Source organism: Pseudomonas syringae group sp. 243L2 (assembly GCF_032587875.1).
Lineage (GTDB): Bacteria > Pseudomonadota > Gammaproteobacteria > Pseudomonadales > Pseudomonadaceae > Aquipseudomonas > Aquipseudomonas amygdali.
Window position 1 is genome coordinate 206,598 of record NZ_JAWHPL010000017.1, and the last position, 15,060, is coordinate 221,657.

15 protein-coding genes are annotated in these 15,060 nt (G+C 58.7%); 3 read left to right on the plus strand and 12 right to left on the minus strand.

Annotated features, from left to right (window positions below; all coding sequences use genetic code 11):
* Positions 1–117: 117 nt before the first annotated feature.
* From RYB66_RS10020 to metG, 4 genes are all read right to left on the minus strand, one after another.
* Positions 118–300 (minus strand): PA3496 family putative envelope integrity protein, encoded by a 183-nt coding sequence (locus RYB66_RS10020; RefSeq protein WP_002554842.1) that lies wholly within the window; start codon positions 298–300, stop codon positions 118–120.
* A gap of 106 nt (positions 301–406) precedes the next feature.
* Positions 407–1,045 (minus strand): endonuclease III, encoded by a 639-nt coding sequence (nth, locus tag RYB66_RS10025; RefSeq protein WP_002554841.1) that lies wholly within the window; start codon positions 1,043–1,045, stop codon positions 407–409.
* A complete protein-coding gene (gene rsxB / locus RYB66_RS10030) occupies positions 1,042–1,914 on the minus strand; it encodes an electron transport complex subunit RsxB (protein WP_005743203.1) in 873 nt (290 codons plus the stop codon). Before rsxB ends, nth begins: the two co-directional genes overlap by 4 nt.
* A 129-nt stretch (positions 1,915–2,043) precedes the next feature.
* Complete coding sequence (gene metG, locus RYB66_RS10035; protein WP_005743205.1) at positions 2,044–4,092, minus strand: methionine--tRNA ligase; 2,049 nt, start codon at positions 4,090–4,092, stop codon at positions 2,044–2,046.
* Positions 4,093–4,277: 185 nt separating this feature from the next.
* Between metG and apbC the strand changes: the two genes are divergently transcribed.
* The gene (gene apbC, locus RYB66_RS10040) at positions 4,278–5,372 is read left to right on the plus strand and encodes an iron-sulfur cluster carrier protein ApbC (RefSeq protein WP_004657466.1); all 1,095 of its coding nucleotides are present in this window, start codon (positions 4,278–4,280) and stop codon (positions 5,370–5,372) included.
* A gap of 150 nt (positions 5,373–5,522) precedes the next feature.
* Here the strand turns inward: apbC and RYB66_RS10045 are convergent, their stop codons facing one another.
* Positions 5,523–5,732: a cold-shock protein gene (locus tag RYB66_RS10045; RefSeq protein ID WP_002554837.1), complete on the minus strand. Its 210-nt coding sequence runs from the start codon at positions 5,730–5,732 to the stop codon at positions 5,523–5,525.
* A gap of 319 nt (positions 5,733–6,051) precedes the next feature.
* Here RYB66_RS10045 and dcd point away from each other — a divergent pair, with 319 nt between their 5' ends.
* Positions 6,052–6,618: a dCTP deaminase gene (gene dcd, locus RYB66_RS10050; RefSeq protein WP_002554836.1), complete on the plus strand. Its 567-nt coding sequence runs from the start codon at positions 6,052–6,054 to the stop codon at positions 6,616–6,618.
* A 112-nt stretch (positions 6,619–6,730) separates the two neighbouring features.
* On the plus strand, positions 6,731–6,952 hold the full coding sequence (locus tag RYB66_RS10055; protein WP_002554835.1) for a hypothetical protein: 222 nt from the start codon (positions 6,731–6,733) through the stop codon (positions 6,950–6,952).
* Between the two features lie 60 nt (positions 6,953–7,012).
* Here the strand turns inward: RYB66_RS10055 and pdeM are convergent, their stop codons facing one another.
* The 7 genes from pdeM to RYB66_RS10090 form a co-directional block, all read right to left on the minus strand.
* Positions 7,013–7,669, minus strand: a complete 657-nt coding sequence (gene pdeM, locus RYB66_RS10060) for a ligase-associated DNA damage response endonuclease PdeM (protein ID WP_005743206.1) — start codon at positions 7,667–7,669, stop codon at positions 7,013–7,015.
* Positions 7,666–10,158 (minus strand): ligase-associated DNA damage response DEXH box helicase, encoded by a 2,493-nt coding sequence (locus RYB66_RS10065; protein ID WP_044299180.1) that lies wholly within the window; start codon positions 10,156–10,158, stop codon positions 7,666–7,668. Before RYB66_RS10065 ends, pdeM begins: the two co-directional genes overlap by 4 nt.
* Before the next feature lie 601 nt (positions 10,159–10,759).
* Complete coding sequence (locus RYB66_RS10070) at positions 10,760–11,524, minus strand: ABC transporter ATP-binding protein (protein ID WP_002554833.1); 765 nt, start codon at positions 11,522–11,524, stop codon at positions 10,760–10,762.
* 9 nt (positions 11,525–11,533) lie between these two features.
* Positions 11,534–12,652: a succinylglutamate desuccinylase/aspartoacylase family protein gene (locus tag RYB66_RS10075; RefSeq protein ID WP_117140181.1), complete on the minus strand. Its 1,119-nt coding sequence runs from the start codon at positions 12,650–12,652 to the stop codon at positions 11,534–11,536.
* 12 nt (positions 12,653–12,664) lie between these two features.
* Positions 12,665–13,375: an ABC transporter permease gene (locus RYB66_RS10080; protein WP_002554831.1), complete on the minus strand. Its 711-nt coding sequence runs from the start codon at positions 13,373–13,375 to the stop codon at positions 12,665–12,667.
* Positions 13,372–14,100 (minus strand): ABC transporter permease, encoded by a 729-nt coding sequence (locus tag RYB66_RS10085; RefSeq protein WP_002554830.1) that lies wholly within the window; start codon positions 14,098–14,100, stop codon positions 13,372–13,374. Before RYB66_RS10085 ends, RYB66_RS10080 begins: the two co-directional genes overlap by 4 nt.
* Before the next feature lie 80 nt (positions 14,101–14,180).
* Positions 14,181–14,963 carry a transporter substrate-binding domain-containing protein gene (locus tag RYB66_RS10090; RefSeq protein WP_316894321.1) on the minus strand — a complete coding sequence of 261 codons (783 nt, stop codon included), beginning with the start codon at positions 14,961–14,963 and terminating at the stop codon, positions 14,181–14,183.
* Positions 14,964–15,060 lie beyond the last annotated feature (97 nt).

Below are 15,060 nucleotides of genomic sequence, written 5' to 3' on the forward strand. Positions count from 1 at the left end.
TGTGTGGAGCGAGTGACGAGCAGCCATCTCACGTATTGAAGCCTCTTCTGCGAGAGGCTTCAAATGCCAGAGTAGGACGTTAGGTGCCAGGAAGCCGGTGCGAGGTTTTGCGCTTGTCTAGAAGTCGAAATCGTAATCGGCCAGTTGTTTCTGCAAGCGCCGCTCTTCAAGCAGGTTGTCGATGGTGCGTCGTTTGCTCAGATTGGTCTTTGCCGGCTCTACGGTCGCAGTTTCGGTTTCGTCCGTATCGACGGCAACAAGGTCATCGTCCACGTCCAGTTGCTCGTTGTCAGTGCTCATGAAGTCGACTCCAGGGCTTGGGCTCTCTGGCGCTTCTTATATCGACAATCCACAAGCGGGTAAAAAAGATTTTTTCAATCGACAGGGCAGCAATTACCTGGCTGGCTCAATCGTCGGACGTTTTCTCCTTGTAATCGCACAGGTCTTCTATACGGCAACTGCCGCATCTGGGCTTGCGTGCCTGGCAAACGTAGCGTCCGTGCAGGATCAGCCAGTGGTGCGCATCGAGCAGATAGTTCTTGGGCACAAATTTCATCAATTGCTTCTCGACCTCCACCACATTTTTCCCTGGTGCGATGCCCGTACGGTTGCTGACGCGAAAGATGTGAGTGTCTACAGCCATTGCGACCTGACGGAAAGCGGTGTTGAGCACGACATTGGCAGTCTTGCGTCCTACGCCCGGTAAGGCCTCGAGCGCTTCTCGGGTCTGCGGTACTTCGCTGTTATGCAACTCCACCAGCATCCGGCAGGTTTCAATTACGTTTTTGGCTTTGCTGTTGTAGAGGCCAATTGTCTTGATGTACTCGGACAGCCCTTCAACGCCCAGGTCATATATGGCTTGTGGCGTATTGGCGACCGGGTACAGCTTCGCCGTGGCCTTGTTGACGCTCACGTCAGTGGCCTGGGCAGAAAGGATAACGGCTATCAACAGCTCAAAAGGCGTGGTGTAGGCCAGTTCGGTTTTCGGGTCCGGATTGTCCTCATGCAGCCTGCGAAAGATTTCCTGACGTTTTGCAGCATTCATGGGCGGAGATTTTCCTCAGGATGAGTCTGTGCGGGGGCTTGCAGAAGCGCTGCAAGTGCCTGTTCGGCTGCTTCATATTCGCGTTGCAACTCCACGAGCCTGGCGGCCTGCTCGGCAATCGGCGGATGGCCGAAAGCCTTGAGCGACTTGTTGAGCTGCGCACGACTCATGGCCACGGCAATCCGGGCTTTTTTCAGGGCCTCGTCCGGCGTGGCAGGCTTGTCGTTCTGGACGTGTCTGGCGGCGGACTGTAAAGCGTCACGACTTGGTTGAGCGCGCTGTGACCGGGCGATACGCTCGGCCAGCCGGGTTTGTTGCTCGCGGTACAAGCGTGCATTGCGTGCTTCGAAACGCAGCCGGGCGTGGGTACGCTTGCGCAGACGAGCTTGTTGCAGATCAGGGGTGGGCGCCAGGCCGCCTACAATGGGTGTGACACTCGCCAGCGGCAGTGGATGCATTTCAATGCAGTCCACCGGGCATGGCGCAACGCACAGATCGCAGCCGGTGCACTCATCGACAATCACGGTGTGCATCAACTTTGCAGCGCCGACAATGGCGTCCACGGGGCAGGCCTGAATGCATTTGGTGCAGCCAATGCACTCTGCTTCGCGAATGAACGCAACCTGCGCAGGGGCTGCACCGCGTTCCATATCCAGCCTCAGAACCGGAATAGCAAGCAGCTCTGCCAGTTGGGCTATTGTTTCGTCCCCGCCCGGTGGGCATTTGTTGATGGCTTCGCCGCCGGCAATGCCCTCTGCGTAGGGCTTGCAGCCGGGGTGGCCGCACTTGCCGCACTGAGTCTGCGGCAGAAGGGCGTCGATGCTGCGGATAAGGTCCACGTCGGGAAGCAGGCGAATCAATTCAGTCATGATCTTGCCAGGTGACCAACAGGTGTTCTGTCTATCGAGGGTGCAGCATTATCGGACAGATCGGGAGGTTTGCGAATGCGCAAAGGCCCGGTATCCGCCTGATGGCTGGATACCGGGCCTTGTCCGGGTTTACTTGATGCGCTGGCCGGGTTTTGCACCACTGTCCGGGCTGAGCAGATAGATCTCCTCGCCGCCAGGGCCTGCCGCCATCACCATGCCTTCCGAAATGCCGAAACGCATTTTCCTTGGCTTGAGGTTGGCGATCATCATGGTCAGACGGCCTTCGAGCTCGGACGGGTTCGGATAGGCGCTTTTGATGCCGGAAAAGACATTACGTTGCTCGTCGCCGATGTCCAGAGTCAGGCGCAGCAACTTGTCGGCACCCTCCACATGTTCGGCCTTGAGAATCAGGGCAACGCGCAGGTCTACAGCGGCAAAAGCGTCAAAGTCGATTTCCGCCGACAGCGGGTCTTTGGCGAGTTCGCCATTACCGGCAGGCGCACTGCTCGCGGTAGCGTCGGTAGCGGTCAGGTCTTCCTTGGAAGCAGCAGCCATGGCTTCTACCTTGAGTGGATCTATGCGGGTCATCAGTGCCGAGAACGGGTTGAGCTGATGATTGCCCAGCAAGGTCTTGTGGTCTTCCCAGGTCAATGGTTCGACGTTGAGAAACTTCTCTGCGTCGGCGGCCAGATTCGGCAATACCGGTTTGAGGAAAATGACCAGTTGGCGGAACAGATTGATACCCAGCGAGCAGACTGCCTGGACTTCATCCTGTTTGCCTTCCTGTTTGGCCAGCGCCCACGGCGCTTTTTCCGCGATATAGGCGTTGGCGCGATCCGCCAGAGCCATGGTTTCACGCATGGCACGGGCGAAGTCGCGGGCTTCATAGGCGTCGGCAATGCTCGGCGCGGCCGCCAGGAATGCATCGGTCAATTCGGGAGCCGCATTGGCCTCGCCCATCACACCGGCGTTGCCTTTGTGAATAAACCCGGCACAACGGCTGGCGATGTTCACGACCTTGCCGATCAGGTCAGAGTTGACCTTTTGCACGAAGTCTTCGAGGTTCAAATCCAGGTCGTCGACGCCACGACCCAGTTTCGACGCGTAGTAATAGCGCAGGTACTCGGGTGGCAGATGGTCCAGGTAGGTGCGTGCCTTGATAAAGGTGCCACGTGACTTCGACATTTTCTGTCCGTTTACGGTCAGGTAGCCGTGAACGTTGATGCCGGTCGGTGTGCGCAACCCTGCACCTTCCAGCATGGCTGGCCAGAACAGGGCGTGGAAATTGACGATGTCCTTGCCGATGAAGTGATAGAGCTCGGTGGTCGCACCCTTGCCCCAGTACGCGTCGAAGTCCAGGTCCGGACGACGTGCACACAGGTTCTTGAAGCTGGCCATGTAGCCGATCGGCGCATCCAGCCATACGTAAAAGTATTTGCCTGGCTCATCGGGGATTTCAAAGCCGAAATACGGCGCATCGCGGGAGATGTCCCACTGTTGCAGGCCGCTGTCCAGCCATTCGGCGATCTTGTTGGCGACGGCGTCCTGCAGGGTTCCGCTGCGCGTCCAGCTTTTCAGCATCGCGTCGAATGCAGGCAGGTCGAAGAAGAAGTGCTTCGAGTCCTTGAGTACCGGTGTGGTCCCGGAAATTGCCGACTTGGGGTTTTTCAGGTCGGTCGGGGCATAGGTTGCGCCGCACTTTTCACAGTTGTCGCCGTACTGATCTTCAGCCGCACATTTCGGGCAGGTGCCTTTGATGAAGCGGTCGGCCAGGAACATTTTCTTTTCCGGGTCGAAATACTGGGTCACCGAACGGGTTGCTATATGACCTGCGTCGCGCAGACGCGTGTAGATCATGCTCGACAGCTCGCGGTTTTCGTCCGAGTGCGTCGAGTGGAAATTGTCGAAATCCACCAGGAAGTCGGCGAAGTCGGCGCTGTGTTCGGCCTTGACGTTGTCGATGAGCTGTTCTGGCGTAATGCCTTCTTTTTCAGCGCGCAGCATGATTGCCGAACCGTGAGCGTCGTCCGCGCAGACATAAATGCATTGGTTGCCGCGGTGCTTCTGAAAGCGCACCCACATGTCGGTCTGGATGTACTCGAGCATGTGGCCAAGGTGGATGGAGCCATTGGCATAGGGCAGGGCGCTGGTAACGAGAATCTTGCGTGGCTCGGACATGGGGCTCGGCTACTTGAAGTGAAACGGAGACCGGCCACTATAAAGGTCTGAGCGATTTTTTTCACCCCGCTCGGTTGTGGGAATACTCCTGAGTGGTTGGGCAGGGTTCAGTGAAATCATGTCGGCTACGGACAGAACAGGTACGATAGTCGGCTGTTTCACTCAGTCTTTTACGGAGTAAGCCCATGAGCGCAGTCAATCGCGCAGCGGTGGAGACGATTCTTCGCCAGTACACCGACCCTTATCTGAATCAGGACCCGGTCAGTGCCGGTTGCGTGCGGTCCATCGATATCCAGGGTGCACAGGTCAGCGTGCAACTCGAACTGGGCTATGCCGCCGACCTGTTCAGGAACGGCTGGGCGCAAGTGCTGAAAACCGCCATCGAGAACCTGGACGGCGTCAGCTCGGCCACGGTTGCCATTAAAAGCGTGATCAGCGCGCACAAGGCACAGAGCCAGATCCCTGGTCTGGCCAATGTGAAAAACATCGTGGCCGTTGCCTCGGGCAAGGGCGGTGTCGGCAAGTCCACCACGGCGGCCAATCTGGCATTGGCACTGTCTCGCGAGGGCGCACGGGTCGGTATTCTCGATGCTGATATCTACGGGCCGAGTCAGGGTGTGATGTTCGGTATTGCCGAAGGCACGCGGCCGAAGATCAAGGATCAGAAGTGGTTCGTGCCGGTCCAGGCTCATGGCATTGACGTGATGTCGATGGCGTTTCTGACCGATGACAACACGCCTATGGTCTGGCGCGGGCCTATGGTGTCAGGGGCGTTGCTGCAACTGGTCACGCAGACTGCCTGGAATGATCTGGACTATCTGGTTATCGACATGCCGCCCGGCACGGGCGATATCCAGTTGACGCTGGCGCAGAAGGTCCCGGTTGCCGGTGCCGTGATTGTCACCACGCCTCAGGATCTGGCCTTGCTGGATGCGAAGAAGGGTGTCGAGATGTTCCGCAAGGTCAACATCCCGGTGCTGGGCGTTGTGGAAAACATGGCGGTACACATCTGCTCCAATTGCGGCCATGCGGAGCATCTGTTTGGTGAGGGCGGCGGTGAGAAGCTGGCGTCGCAGTACAACGTCGAGCTGCTGGCATCACTGCCGTTGTCGATGCTGATTCGCGAGCAGGCAGATGGCGGCAAGCCTACCGCTATTGCCGAGCCGGAAAGTCAGATTGCGATGGTGTATCAGGAGCTGGCACGTCACGTAGGCGCACGAATCGTCTTGCAGGAAGCTGCAAGCCCGGCGATGCCGACCATTTCTGTCAGCGACGATTGATTCTGTAGCGGTGCTCTGGCGGGGAGGCGCAGCCAATTGACGTCTCTCGGTCAGGCTTATGCGTGGCTTGATGGGTAAGCAAATGCTCAAACGACAGGCAATAAAAAACCCCGCTTTTAAAGGCGGGGTTTTTAAGCGAATCAGTACAAGTTAGATAACTTGAACTTCTTCAGCTTGCATGCCTTTCTGACCGCGGGTAGCGATGAAAGAAACCTGTTGGCCTTCTTTCAGGCTTTTGAAGCCGTCGGATTGGATAGCTTTGAAGTGCACGAACAGGTCGTCACCGGATTGTGGAGTGATGAAGCCGAAGCCTTTTTCATCGTTGAACCACTTAACGGTACCAGTTTGGCGATTGGACATAGTATATCTCCTTGGACAAAGTTAACTGCGGCGTAGGAAGAGCCCTGGCCGAGACTGAGTGCAAAGAGCTGGAAAATTCATGGAGATGGTTGGATCGAAATTCAACATCGTGTAGAGATTCTCAGTGACACAAGCAACACAGTGACGCCACCTTAACCCTTTTTTCCGAACGTGCCAATGGTCTGTTGATGATTATTTCCATTCGCAGCGAAAGAGCCCGGTTCGTCACACAAACTCGCTATCTGTTGCCTTTGAACCGTCGGCCCCGGCCCGGTAAGATGCCGGATATCTTTTTTACCTCGCTATTCAGGACACCGCCATGAGCATCAAATCGGACAAGTGGATTCGCCGCATGGCGCAGGAACACGGGATGATCGAGCCCTTTGTCGAGCGCCAGGTACGTGGCGAAGGAGCTGACAGGGTGATCTCCTTCGGCGTGTCCAGCTACGGCTACGACGTGCGTTGCGCAGACGAATTCAAGGTGTTTACCAACATCAATTCGGCCACTGTCGATCCGAAAAACTTTGATGAAAAAAGCTTCGTCGATATCAAGAGCGACGTATGCATCATCCCCCCCAACTCGTTCGCGCTGGCACGCACCGTCGAATATTTCCGCATTCCGCGTAACGTTCTGACCATCTGCCTGGGCAAAAGCACCTATGCGCGCTGCGGCATTATCGTCAACGTCACGCCGCTTGAACCAGAATGGGAAGGCCATGTGACGCTGGAGTTCTCCAACACCACGACATTGCCGGCCAAGATCTACGCCAACGAAGGCGTGGCACAGATGCTGTTCCTCGAGTCCGATGAGGAATGTGAAGTGTCCTACAAGGATCGAGGCGGCAAATACCAGGGCCAGCGTGGCGTCACCCTGCCACGTACCTGATTTGCCGGTCAGGTGATTAGTGGAATTGAATTAATACTCTATTTCGCACTCTATCTGCTCACATGCTTTCGCATAATCAATATGTGCGACGGCCTTTGATCTGGAGTGCCCTATGAAGACTACTTTCAAAATCTCTGAACAGGTTCAATCTCCGCTTAACGAGATCGGGTTGCTTGCCTGGTCATTGATGGCTCATTCGGATCTGCTTCCCGAGCTTAATGTGGTCGGTGGTGGCATTCCGGGTGATCCAGGGCCAGATACTCCCTATCCGGAGCCCACTGAGCCAGGTGGACCTACCGTTCCTGACGAGCCGCCACCTGCGCCGGTTGCCTGATTACCAGTTCCCTGCTTCTCCTTGTGAGGGGCAGGGCCTCGTATGCGGCGGCTAGCGACGCTATACCACTCGCCACACGGCATCACCGCCTGTCACATAGACTGAGCAGTCCTGCGCCGGACGAATCTGAAACCCGCCCGTAAATTCACCGAACGCTGGCAGCAGGCTGACGCGTTGGCCCAGGTAGAAGCACGCCAGTCGCAAGCTTTGCCTGCCACGCCCGTGCAGCCGGTAAACCGGGTGAACGTGCCCGGCCAGTACGTGCAATTGCGGGTGTGGGTCAGGCTCGTGTTGCAAGGCAAAGGGCCCCAGCGTCAGGGGTTCGGGAACTACATCTATGCCCAGATAGGCGGGCGGGTCGCCCGCCCGTTTGTCATGGTTACCGCGGATCAGGGTGATGCGCAACGCCGGGTGTTCGCCCCGCCATTGTTCCAGTGCCGCGAGCGTGCCCGCTGCGTGTGATTCCGGCGCGTGCAGAAAGTCGCCCAGAAAGATCAGATGATCGCAGGCATACGCATCGAGCAGGCTGTCCAGTCGTCGCAGATTGGCTTGAGTGGTGCCGTGTGGCACTGGTTGACCCAGCTTGCGGTAGGCCGCTGCCTTGCCAAAGTGCGCATCGGCAATCAGCAAGGATCGTTCTGCGGGGTAGTAGATGGCCTTGTCGGCCAGCAGCCACAGCTCTTCTCCCGCCAGTGTTATCGCGACGTACGGTTTCATTGCTCATGCTCCGGACCTGCGGCTTTCTCCAGATCACGGACCATGCGCGCAATGCGGTCAGCGAGTTTTTCCGAACTGAGACTTTCGCGAAAGCGCTCGACCAGCAGTGGAAACGCCAGCGGGGTTGCGCGTTTTATCGCATGCAGGTCCAGCCTGCGACTGTTGATCTGGCGTAATGTCAGCTCCAGACGCTGCAGATCCAGCTCCTGGCGTAGCACTTCCTGTTCGGCCTGGGTCAGCAGCATGTTGTCAGCGTCGTATTGCTTGAATACCTCAAAAAACAGCCCGCTCGATGCCTGAAGCTGTCGATTGCTTTTCGCCGCTCCCGGGTAGCCGGAAAACACCAGCCCCGAAATGCGAGCGATTTCGCGAAAGCGCCGCAGTGCCAGTTCGCCCGCATTCAGGCTGGCAATAATGTCGGCCAAAAGATCCGTCTCGCTGAACAGGTCAGCCCGCAACGCCTGGGCCCAGTCGATCTCGCTGGCACTGAGCAACTCCAGCCCGTAGTCGTTGACGGCGATGGAAAAGGTCAGCGGCCGATGCCGGCTCAGGCGCCAGGCCAGCAGGCTGCCCAGCCCCAAATGCACATGACGACCGGCGAACGGGTAGAGGAACAGGTGCCAGCCTTCACGGGATTTAAGGGTTTCAGCCAGCAGCGTGTCACGTTGCGGTAGCCCGGACCATTGTTGCTGCACTTCCAGCAAGGGTTTGATGGCTTGCATTTCAGGGCTGGTGAATTCACCTCGCGCCGCCGCATCGAACTTCTCCACCACGGCGTCTGCCAGTTCGCTGGACAGGGGCATTCGCCCACCGTTCCAGCGTGGCACGGCGGCTTTCTTGCCAGTAGCCCGCTTGACGTAGGCGGTCATGTTTTCCACTCGGACCAGCTCCAGCAAGCGCCCGCCGAACAGAAAGCCGTCACCAGGCTTGAGCCGGGCGATGAAACCTTCTTCAACACTGCCCAACGAGCCGCCACCGCCGCCTTTTTTCCAGTACTTCAGGTTAATGGTAGCTTCGCTGACGATGGTGCCGACGCTCATGCGGTGTCGCCTGGCAAGACGCGCATCGGGTACACGCCAGACACCCTGTTCATCCGGTTCGGCGCGGCGGTAATCGGGGTAGGCCGTCAGTGAGTGACCGCCGTTGCGCACAAAGGCCAGCGCCCATTGCCATTGCTCGTCGCTGAGGTCTCGATAGGCCCAGGCGCTGCGCACTTCGGTCAGCAGTTCATCGGGCAGGAAGCCACCGCCCAGTGCGATGCTGACCAGATGCTGGACCAGAACGTCCAGCGGCTGCTGCGGCGATTCGCGTGGCTCGATCATCCGCGCGGCGACGGCGTCGTGGGCGGCGGCTGCTTCGACCAGTTCCAGGCTGTGGGTTGGCACCAGCGTGACACGCGAAGGGCGGCCCGGCGCATGGCCTGAGCGTCCGGCGCGCTGCATCAGGCGTGCGACGCCTTTTGGCGAGCCGATTTGCAGCACGCGCTCCACCGGCAGAAAGTCCACGCCCAGGTCCAGACTGGAGGTGCACACCACAGCCTTGAGTGCGCCTTCTTTTAACGCGCGCTCGACCCAGTCTCGGACCTCTCGCGCCAGCGACCCGTGATGCAGGGCAATCAACCCGGCCCAGTCGGGGCGGGCTTCCAGTAGCGCCTGATACCAGATTTCCGATTGTGCCCGAGTGTTGGTGAACACCAGACAGCTCGCGCTGCCTTCCACCTCGGTGACGACCTGCGGCAACATGCGCAAGCCCATATGCCCGGCCCACGGGAAGCGTTCGATGGAAGGCGGCAACAGCGTATCGACCTGTAAGTCCTTGACGATCTTGCCTTGCACGGTCACGCCGCCGTCGCCGATCAGCACCTGCTGCGCATGTTGCTGATTACCCAGCGTCGCGGAAATGCCCCACACGATCAGTTGCGGATTCCATCGCCGCAGGCGCGCCAGGGCCAGTTGCAACTGCACGCCGCGCTTGTTGCCGATCAGCTCGTGCCATTCGTCCACCACCACCATTTTCAGTGTCGACAAGGCAACCTGAGCGTCGGCACGGGTCAGCAGCAGTGTCAGGCTCTCTGGGGTGGTGATCAGCGCTGAGGGCAGCCGCCGGCTCTGGCGGGCGCGTTCGCTGCCGCTGGTATCGCCGGTGCGCAAGCCCACCGACCACGGGATATCCAATTCGGCCAATGGTGCTTCGAGGGCTCTGGCGGTATCGGCGGCCAAGGCGCGCATGGGCGTGATCCACAGGACACTCAGCGGTTCAGCGGGCGGTTTGCGTTTACGAGGTTTGTTGTCAGCGGTGAGCGTATTGGCTTTGGCGAAGCGGTTGAGCGCGGCGAACCATACGGCGTAGGTCTTGCCCGAGCCAGTACTGGCATGCAGCAGGCCGGACTCACCCTTCTTCACCGCCGCCCAGACCTCCTTCTGAAAAGCGAACGGCTTCCAGTCCCGGGCGAGAAACCATCGTCGAGCGAAATCGGTGGGTCTGCTCATCCGTTTGCGTGTGCTCTGAGTGGCGTTAAGTCAGAGACAGCGAAGAAAGGGTAATAGTTTTAAATGGTTATATGGCTGGAGCATGCGGAATCTCAACGATCGTGCGGCGCTGCGCGTCGCATGCGTTTCCGGACGCTCTGCGTCCTCCTGGCGACGCAGAGCCTCTAGCACTGCATCCCCACGCTGGAGTGGGGACTATAGTCGTGGATATTTCAATATCGTGCGTCGCTCCGCGTCGCATGCCTTTCCGGACGCTCCGCGTCCTCATGGCGACGCAGAGCGTCGAGACCTGCATTCCCACGCTGGAGCGTGCGGAACGATGATCTCAATATCGTGCGCCGCTCCGCGTCGCATGCCTTTCCGGACGCTCCGCGTCCTCCTGGCGACGCAGAGCGTCGAGACCTGCATTCCCACGCTGGAGCGTAGGAACGATGATCTCAATATCGTGCGTCGCTCCGCGTCGCATGCCTTTCCGGGCGCTCCGCGTCCTCTTGGCGACGCAGAGCCTCTAGCACTGCATCCCCACGCTGGAGTGGGGACTATAGTCGTGGATATTTCAGTTCCGGTTACCAGGCGTTTCCGGCTTCATACACAAAAAGCGCTACTTCAGATTTCCACTCAAAAACTGCTGTAAGCGCTCGCTTTTCGGATTGTTGAGCACCTCGTCCGGGTGGCCGGATTCTTCGATCTGGCCTTGGTGCAGGAACACCACCTGGCTCGCAACCTTGCGCGCAAAGCCCATCTCGTGTGTCACCAGAATCATGGTCCGGCCTTCCTCGGCCAGGCCCTGAATGACCTTCAGCACTTCACCGACCAGTTCCGGGTCCAGTGCCGAGGTAGGTTCGTCGAACAGCATGATTTCCGGCTCCATTGCCAGCGCACGGGCAATGGCCACGCGCTGTTGCTGGCCGCCCGACAGGAACGCCGGGTACTGATCGGCGACACGCTCCGGCAGCCCGACCTTTTCCAGGTACTTGCGCGCGCGGGCCTCGGCTTCGGCCTTTGGCACGCCCAGTACGCGGCGCGGCGCCATGGTGATGTTTTCCAGCACGGTCATGTGCGCCCACAGGTTGAAGTGCTGAAACACCATCGCCAGCCGCGTGCGGATGCGCTGCAGTTCATCCGCGTCGGCAACGCGCATGCCGTCCTTGTCGCTGACCATGCGCACTTGCTTGCCATCCAGGCTCATTGCCCCGTCATTGGGCTGTTCGAGAAAGTTGATGCAGCGCAGAAAGGTGCTCTTGCCGGAGCCACTGGCGCCGATCAGGCAGATCACGTCACCGCTGCTGGCCTTGAGCGATACGCCTTTGAGCACTTTGTTGTCGCCATAGCTTTTGTGCAGGCCATCGATGGTCAGTTTGTACATGACAGGTCCTCAAGGAGAAAGTAGATAGCCGCTGCGATAGGCCTGGGTGCCAGCGATGTGCGCAATGACCATGCCGGCAGTCGCCATGCGGCGCAGCGAGCGGGCGTACAGCAGGCCCGCGTTCAAGGCATGGATGCAGGCCACGGTGTCGCTGATCGGGTCGATGACCTCGGCAATCAGTTGGCCAGCCTCGACGTGTTCGCCGGGCATCGCGCAGAACACCAGCAGGCCGCCGACTGGCGTGGTCACCGGTTCGACCGCTGCCAATGGCGTAGCGGGATAGAGCAGTTCGGGCAGCGGCTGGCGTTCGCCGTCGATGATGCCTGCGTCGATCAGGTAATGAATGATGGCCTGACAGTCACGGCTGGCGAGGGCATGGTTTACATCGCCTTGCCCGCGCAACTCCAGTGTCACCGAGAAGCTGCCCATGGGGATCGGAAAGCGCTCACCGAAGCGTTGCTGCAATTGCCACCAGACCAGCGTGAAGCATTCGTCGAACGACTGGCCACCCGAGTCGGTCGCCAGCAGGCTGGCTTGCGCGCCCAGGTAGCGCGACAGCGGCTCGACTTTCGGCCAGGCTTCGGGCGTGGTGTACAGATGCTCGACCGATTCGAAATCACAGTGCAGGTCCAGCACCATGTCGGCATCGCAAGCCAGGCGCTGCAGGGTCAGGCGCAGCGATTGCAATTGGGTGTTTGCGGGTACGGCATCCAGCGCCGCTCTCAGGCTGTCCCGCACCAGTGCGACGTTGTGCTCTGCATCAGCAGTCAGCCGGGCTTCGATATCATCGCCGACCTGCGCGCCAAGGTCGCTGAACCAGCGATTGAAGTTCTGGCCGCTTTCCAGCTCGTAGCGGCCCAAAGGTGTGTCCATCAGGACCTGTTCCAGACCAATCGGGTTGGCGACCGGCACCACGACGACTTCACCCAGCAGGCGCCCGGCACTTTCCAGTTCTGCCAGACGTTGCTTCAGGTACCAGGCAACCAGCATGCCCGGCAGTTCGTCCGCATGCAGCGAAGCCTGGATATAAACCTTGCCGGAAGCGTTTTGCGGGCCGTAGTGAAAGCTGTGGACCTGCCGGGCAGTGCCTGGCACTGGCGACAGCAAGTCATGGGTGTGATGGTGCATGTTCAGTCCTGATTAATGGGCCGGGCCGAGAAAGGCCAGCCAGCGGCGTTCGGCAAGGCGGAACAGCCCGACCAGAATGAACGTCACGGTCAGGTACATGACGGCGGCGATACCGAAGGACTGGAAGGTCATGAAGGTCGCAGAGTTGGCATCCCGCGCCACTTTCAATATGTCCGGCACCGTGGCGGTAAAGGCCACCGTGGTCGAGTGCAGCATCAGGATCACTTCATTGCTGTAGTACGGCAGCGACCGGCGCAGCACCGACGGCATGATCACGTAGGCGTAAAGCTTCCAGCCGGTCAGGCCGTAGGCTTTGGCCGCTTCGACTTCGCCGTGGGCCATGCTGCGGATCGCACCGGCAAAGATCTCTGTGGTGTACGCACAGGTGTTCAGGGTGAAGGCCAGGATTGTGCAGTTCATCGCATCGCGAAAAAACGCATCCAGCATCGGCTGTTCACGCACCGCAGCAATGCTGTAAATGCCGGTGTAGCAAATCAGCAACTGTATATAGAGGGGCGTGCCGCGAAACAGGTAGGTGTAGAACTGCACTGGCCAGCGTACCCAGCGGTTTTTCGACACCCGTGCAATCGACAGCGGGATCGACACGCAGAAGCCGATGGCGATAGAGGCGCTGAGCAGCCACATGGTCATGGCCAGCCCAGTGATATTTACGCCGTCTGTATAAAGGAAGGGTTTCCAGTATTCCTGTAACAATTCGATCATCGCTGTGCCTCCCGGCTGCCTGCGGCATAGTGCCGTTCAGCCCAACGCAGGGCGAAGTTCGAGGCGCTGGTGATCAGCAGGTAGATCAATGCCGCCAACACCAGAAAGTAGAACAACTGGTAGGTGCTTTTGCCGGCGTCCTGCGAGGCCTTGACCAGATCAGCCAGGCCGATGATCGATACCAGCGCCGTAGCCTTGAGCAGTACCTGCCAGTTATTGCCGATCCCCGGCAGTGCGTAACGCATCATTTGCGGGAACACAACGTAGCGAAAGCGCTGGCCGCGTTTCAGTCCATAGGCCGTCGCTGCTTCCACCTGACCGCGAGGCACGGACAGAATCGCGCCGCGAAACGTCTCGGTGAAATATGCCCCATAAATGAAGCCCAAAGTGATGACACCCGCGCCAAACGGGTTGATCTCGATGTATTCCCATTCCATCGCGTCGGTGAGCATGGTCAGCCATGTTTGCAGGCTGTAGAAAATCAACAGCATCAACACCAGGTCCGGGATACCGCGGATCAGTGTTGTATAAATTTGTGCCGGCACGCGCAGCAGCGCCGAGCTCGACAGTTTGGCACTTGCCCCGATCAGCCCGAGCAGGATGCTCAGCGCGAGGGACAGCACAGCCAGTTTGATGGTCATCCAGGTGCCTTCCAGCAACAGCGGGCCAAAGCCCTTCAGGCTGAATGCCGAGAGTCCCAGGTTTTGCATGAGTGCATCGAGCATGGATAGGCCTTGCTTTCAAAAACAGAGACGCCCATCGATTGGGCGGCGAATCATCGCCGAAATCGATGGGCGTCGGGGTGTTATTTGCCGCTGTACAGGTTCAGGTCGCCAAAATGCTTTTTCTGGATTTCGGCGTAGGTGCCGTCGTCGTGCATCGCTTTGATGCCTTTATCCAGCAGCGCTTTCAGCTCTTTGTTGCCCTTGGCGATGCCGATGGCGGTTTTGGCTGGCAGCAATTCGCTGTCGATAGGCTTGCTGACTTCGTAATCAGCACCGGCTGGCGATTTCAGGAAACCCAGTTCGGCTTGCAGCATGTCCTGGATCGAAGCGTCCAGACGACCGGAAGTCAGGTCGGCGTAAACCTGATCCTGGTTGGCGTAGGCCTTGGTGGATAAACCGGCCTTGTCCAGTACGGCCTTGGCGTAGGCTTCCTGGATAGTGCCTTGCTCATAGCCAACGGTTTTGCCTTTCAGGCTGGCCGGGTCGGCGGTAAAGCCTGCACCTTTCTTGAACACCAGCGAAGTAGGGCCGGAGAACAGTTCGTTGGAGAAGTCGATGACTTTTTCGCGAGCAGGGGTCACGGTCATCGAGGAAATAACGCCGTCGAACTTGCGTGCCTTGAGGCCGGGAATCATGCCGTCGAAATCGCTTTCAACCCATTTGCAGGTGACCTTCAGCTCTTTGCAGATCGCGTTGCCCAGATCGATATCGAAGCCGACCAGGCTGCCGTCGGCGGCTTTGGATTCAAACGGCGCATAGGACGGATCAACGCCGAAGCGCAGTTCCTTGTATTCCTTGGCCATCGTATTACCGGCGGCGAGGCACAGAGCCAGTGCAGAAAGAGTCAGCCATGCTTTTTTCATTGTTCAGTCCTTAAAACCTTAAATGGGGCGTTGGGAACACGCGAAGCTTGCTACCGGCAAGTGCCAGACTGGCAGAAGGTAGCAATTTCCGAACCAG

What these genes read in the sequence shown, in the direction of transcription:
- RYB66_RS10020 (WP_002554842.1), bottom strand. Translation starts at nt 300, where the DNA reads ATGAGCACTGACAACGAGCAACTGGACGTGGACGATGACCTTGTTGCC.
- nth (WP_002554841.1), bottom strand. Translation starts at nt 1,045, where the DNA reads ATGAATGCTGCAAAACGTCAGGAAATCTTTCGCAGGCTGCATGAGGAC.
- rsxB (WP_005743203.1), bottom strand. Translation starts at nt 1,914, where the DNA reads ATGACTGAATTGATTCGCCTGCTTCCCGACGTGGACCTTATCCGCAGC.
- metG (WP_005743205.1), bottom strand. Translation starts at nt 4,092, where the DNA reads ATGTCCGAGCCACGCAAGATTCTCGTTACCAGCGCCCTGCCCTATGCC.
- apbC (WP_004657466.1), top strand. Translation starts at nt 4,278, where the DNA reads ATGAGCGCAGTCAATCGCGCAGCGGTGGAGACGATTCTTCGCCAGTAC.
- RYB66_RS10045 (WP_002554837.1), bottom strand. Translation starts at nt 5,732, where the DNA reads ATGTCCAATCGCCAAACTGGTACCGTTAAGTGGTTCAACGATGAAAAA.
- dcd (WP_002554836.1), top strand. Translation starts at nt 6,052, where the DNA reads ATGAGCATCAAATCGGACAAGTGGATTCGCCGCATGGCGCAGGAACAC.
- RYB66_RS10055 (WP_002554835.1), top strand. Translation starts at nt 6,731, where the DNA reads ATGAAGACTACTTTCAAAATCTCTGAACAGGTTCAATCTCCGCTTAAC.
- pdeM (WP_005743206.1), bottom strand. Translation starts at nt 7,669, where the DNA reads ATGAAACCGTACGTCGCGATAACACTGGCGGGAGAAGAGCTGTGGCTG.
- RYB66_RS10065 (WP_044299180.1), bottom strand. Translation starts at nt 10,158, where the DNA reads ATGAGCAGACCCACCGATTTCGCTCGACGATGGTTTCTCGCCCGGGAC.
- RYB66_RS10070 (WP_002554833.1), bottom strand. Translation starts at nt 11,524, where the DNA reads ATGTACAAACTGACCATCGATGGCCTGCACAAAAGCTATGGCGACAAC.
- RYB66_RS10075 (WP_117140181.1), bottom strand. Translation starts at nt 12,652, where the DNA reads ATGCACCATCACACCCATGACTTGCTGTCGCCAGTGCCAGGCACTGCC.
- RYB66_RS10080 (WP_002554831.1), bottom strand. Translation starts at nt 13,375, where the DNA reads ATGATCGAATTGTTACAGGAATACTGGAAACCCTTCCTTTATACAGAC.
- RYB66_RS10085 (WP_002554830.1), bottom strand. Translation starts at nt 14,100, where the DNA reads ATGCTCGATGCACTCATGCAAAACCTGGGACTCTCGGCATTCAGCCTG.
- RYB66_RS10090 (WP_316894321.1), bottom strand. Translation starts at nt 14,963, where the DNA reads ATGAAAAAAGCATGGCTGACTCTTTCTGCACTGGCTCTGTGCCTCGCC.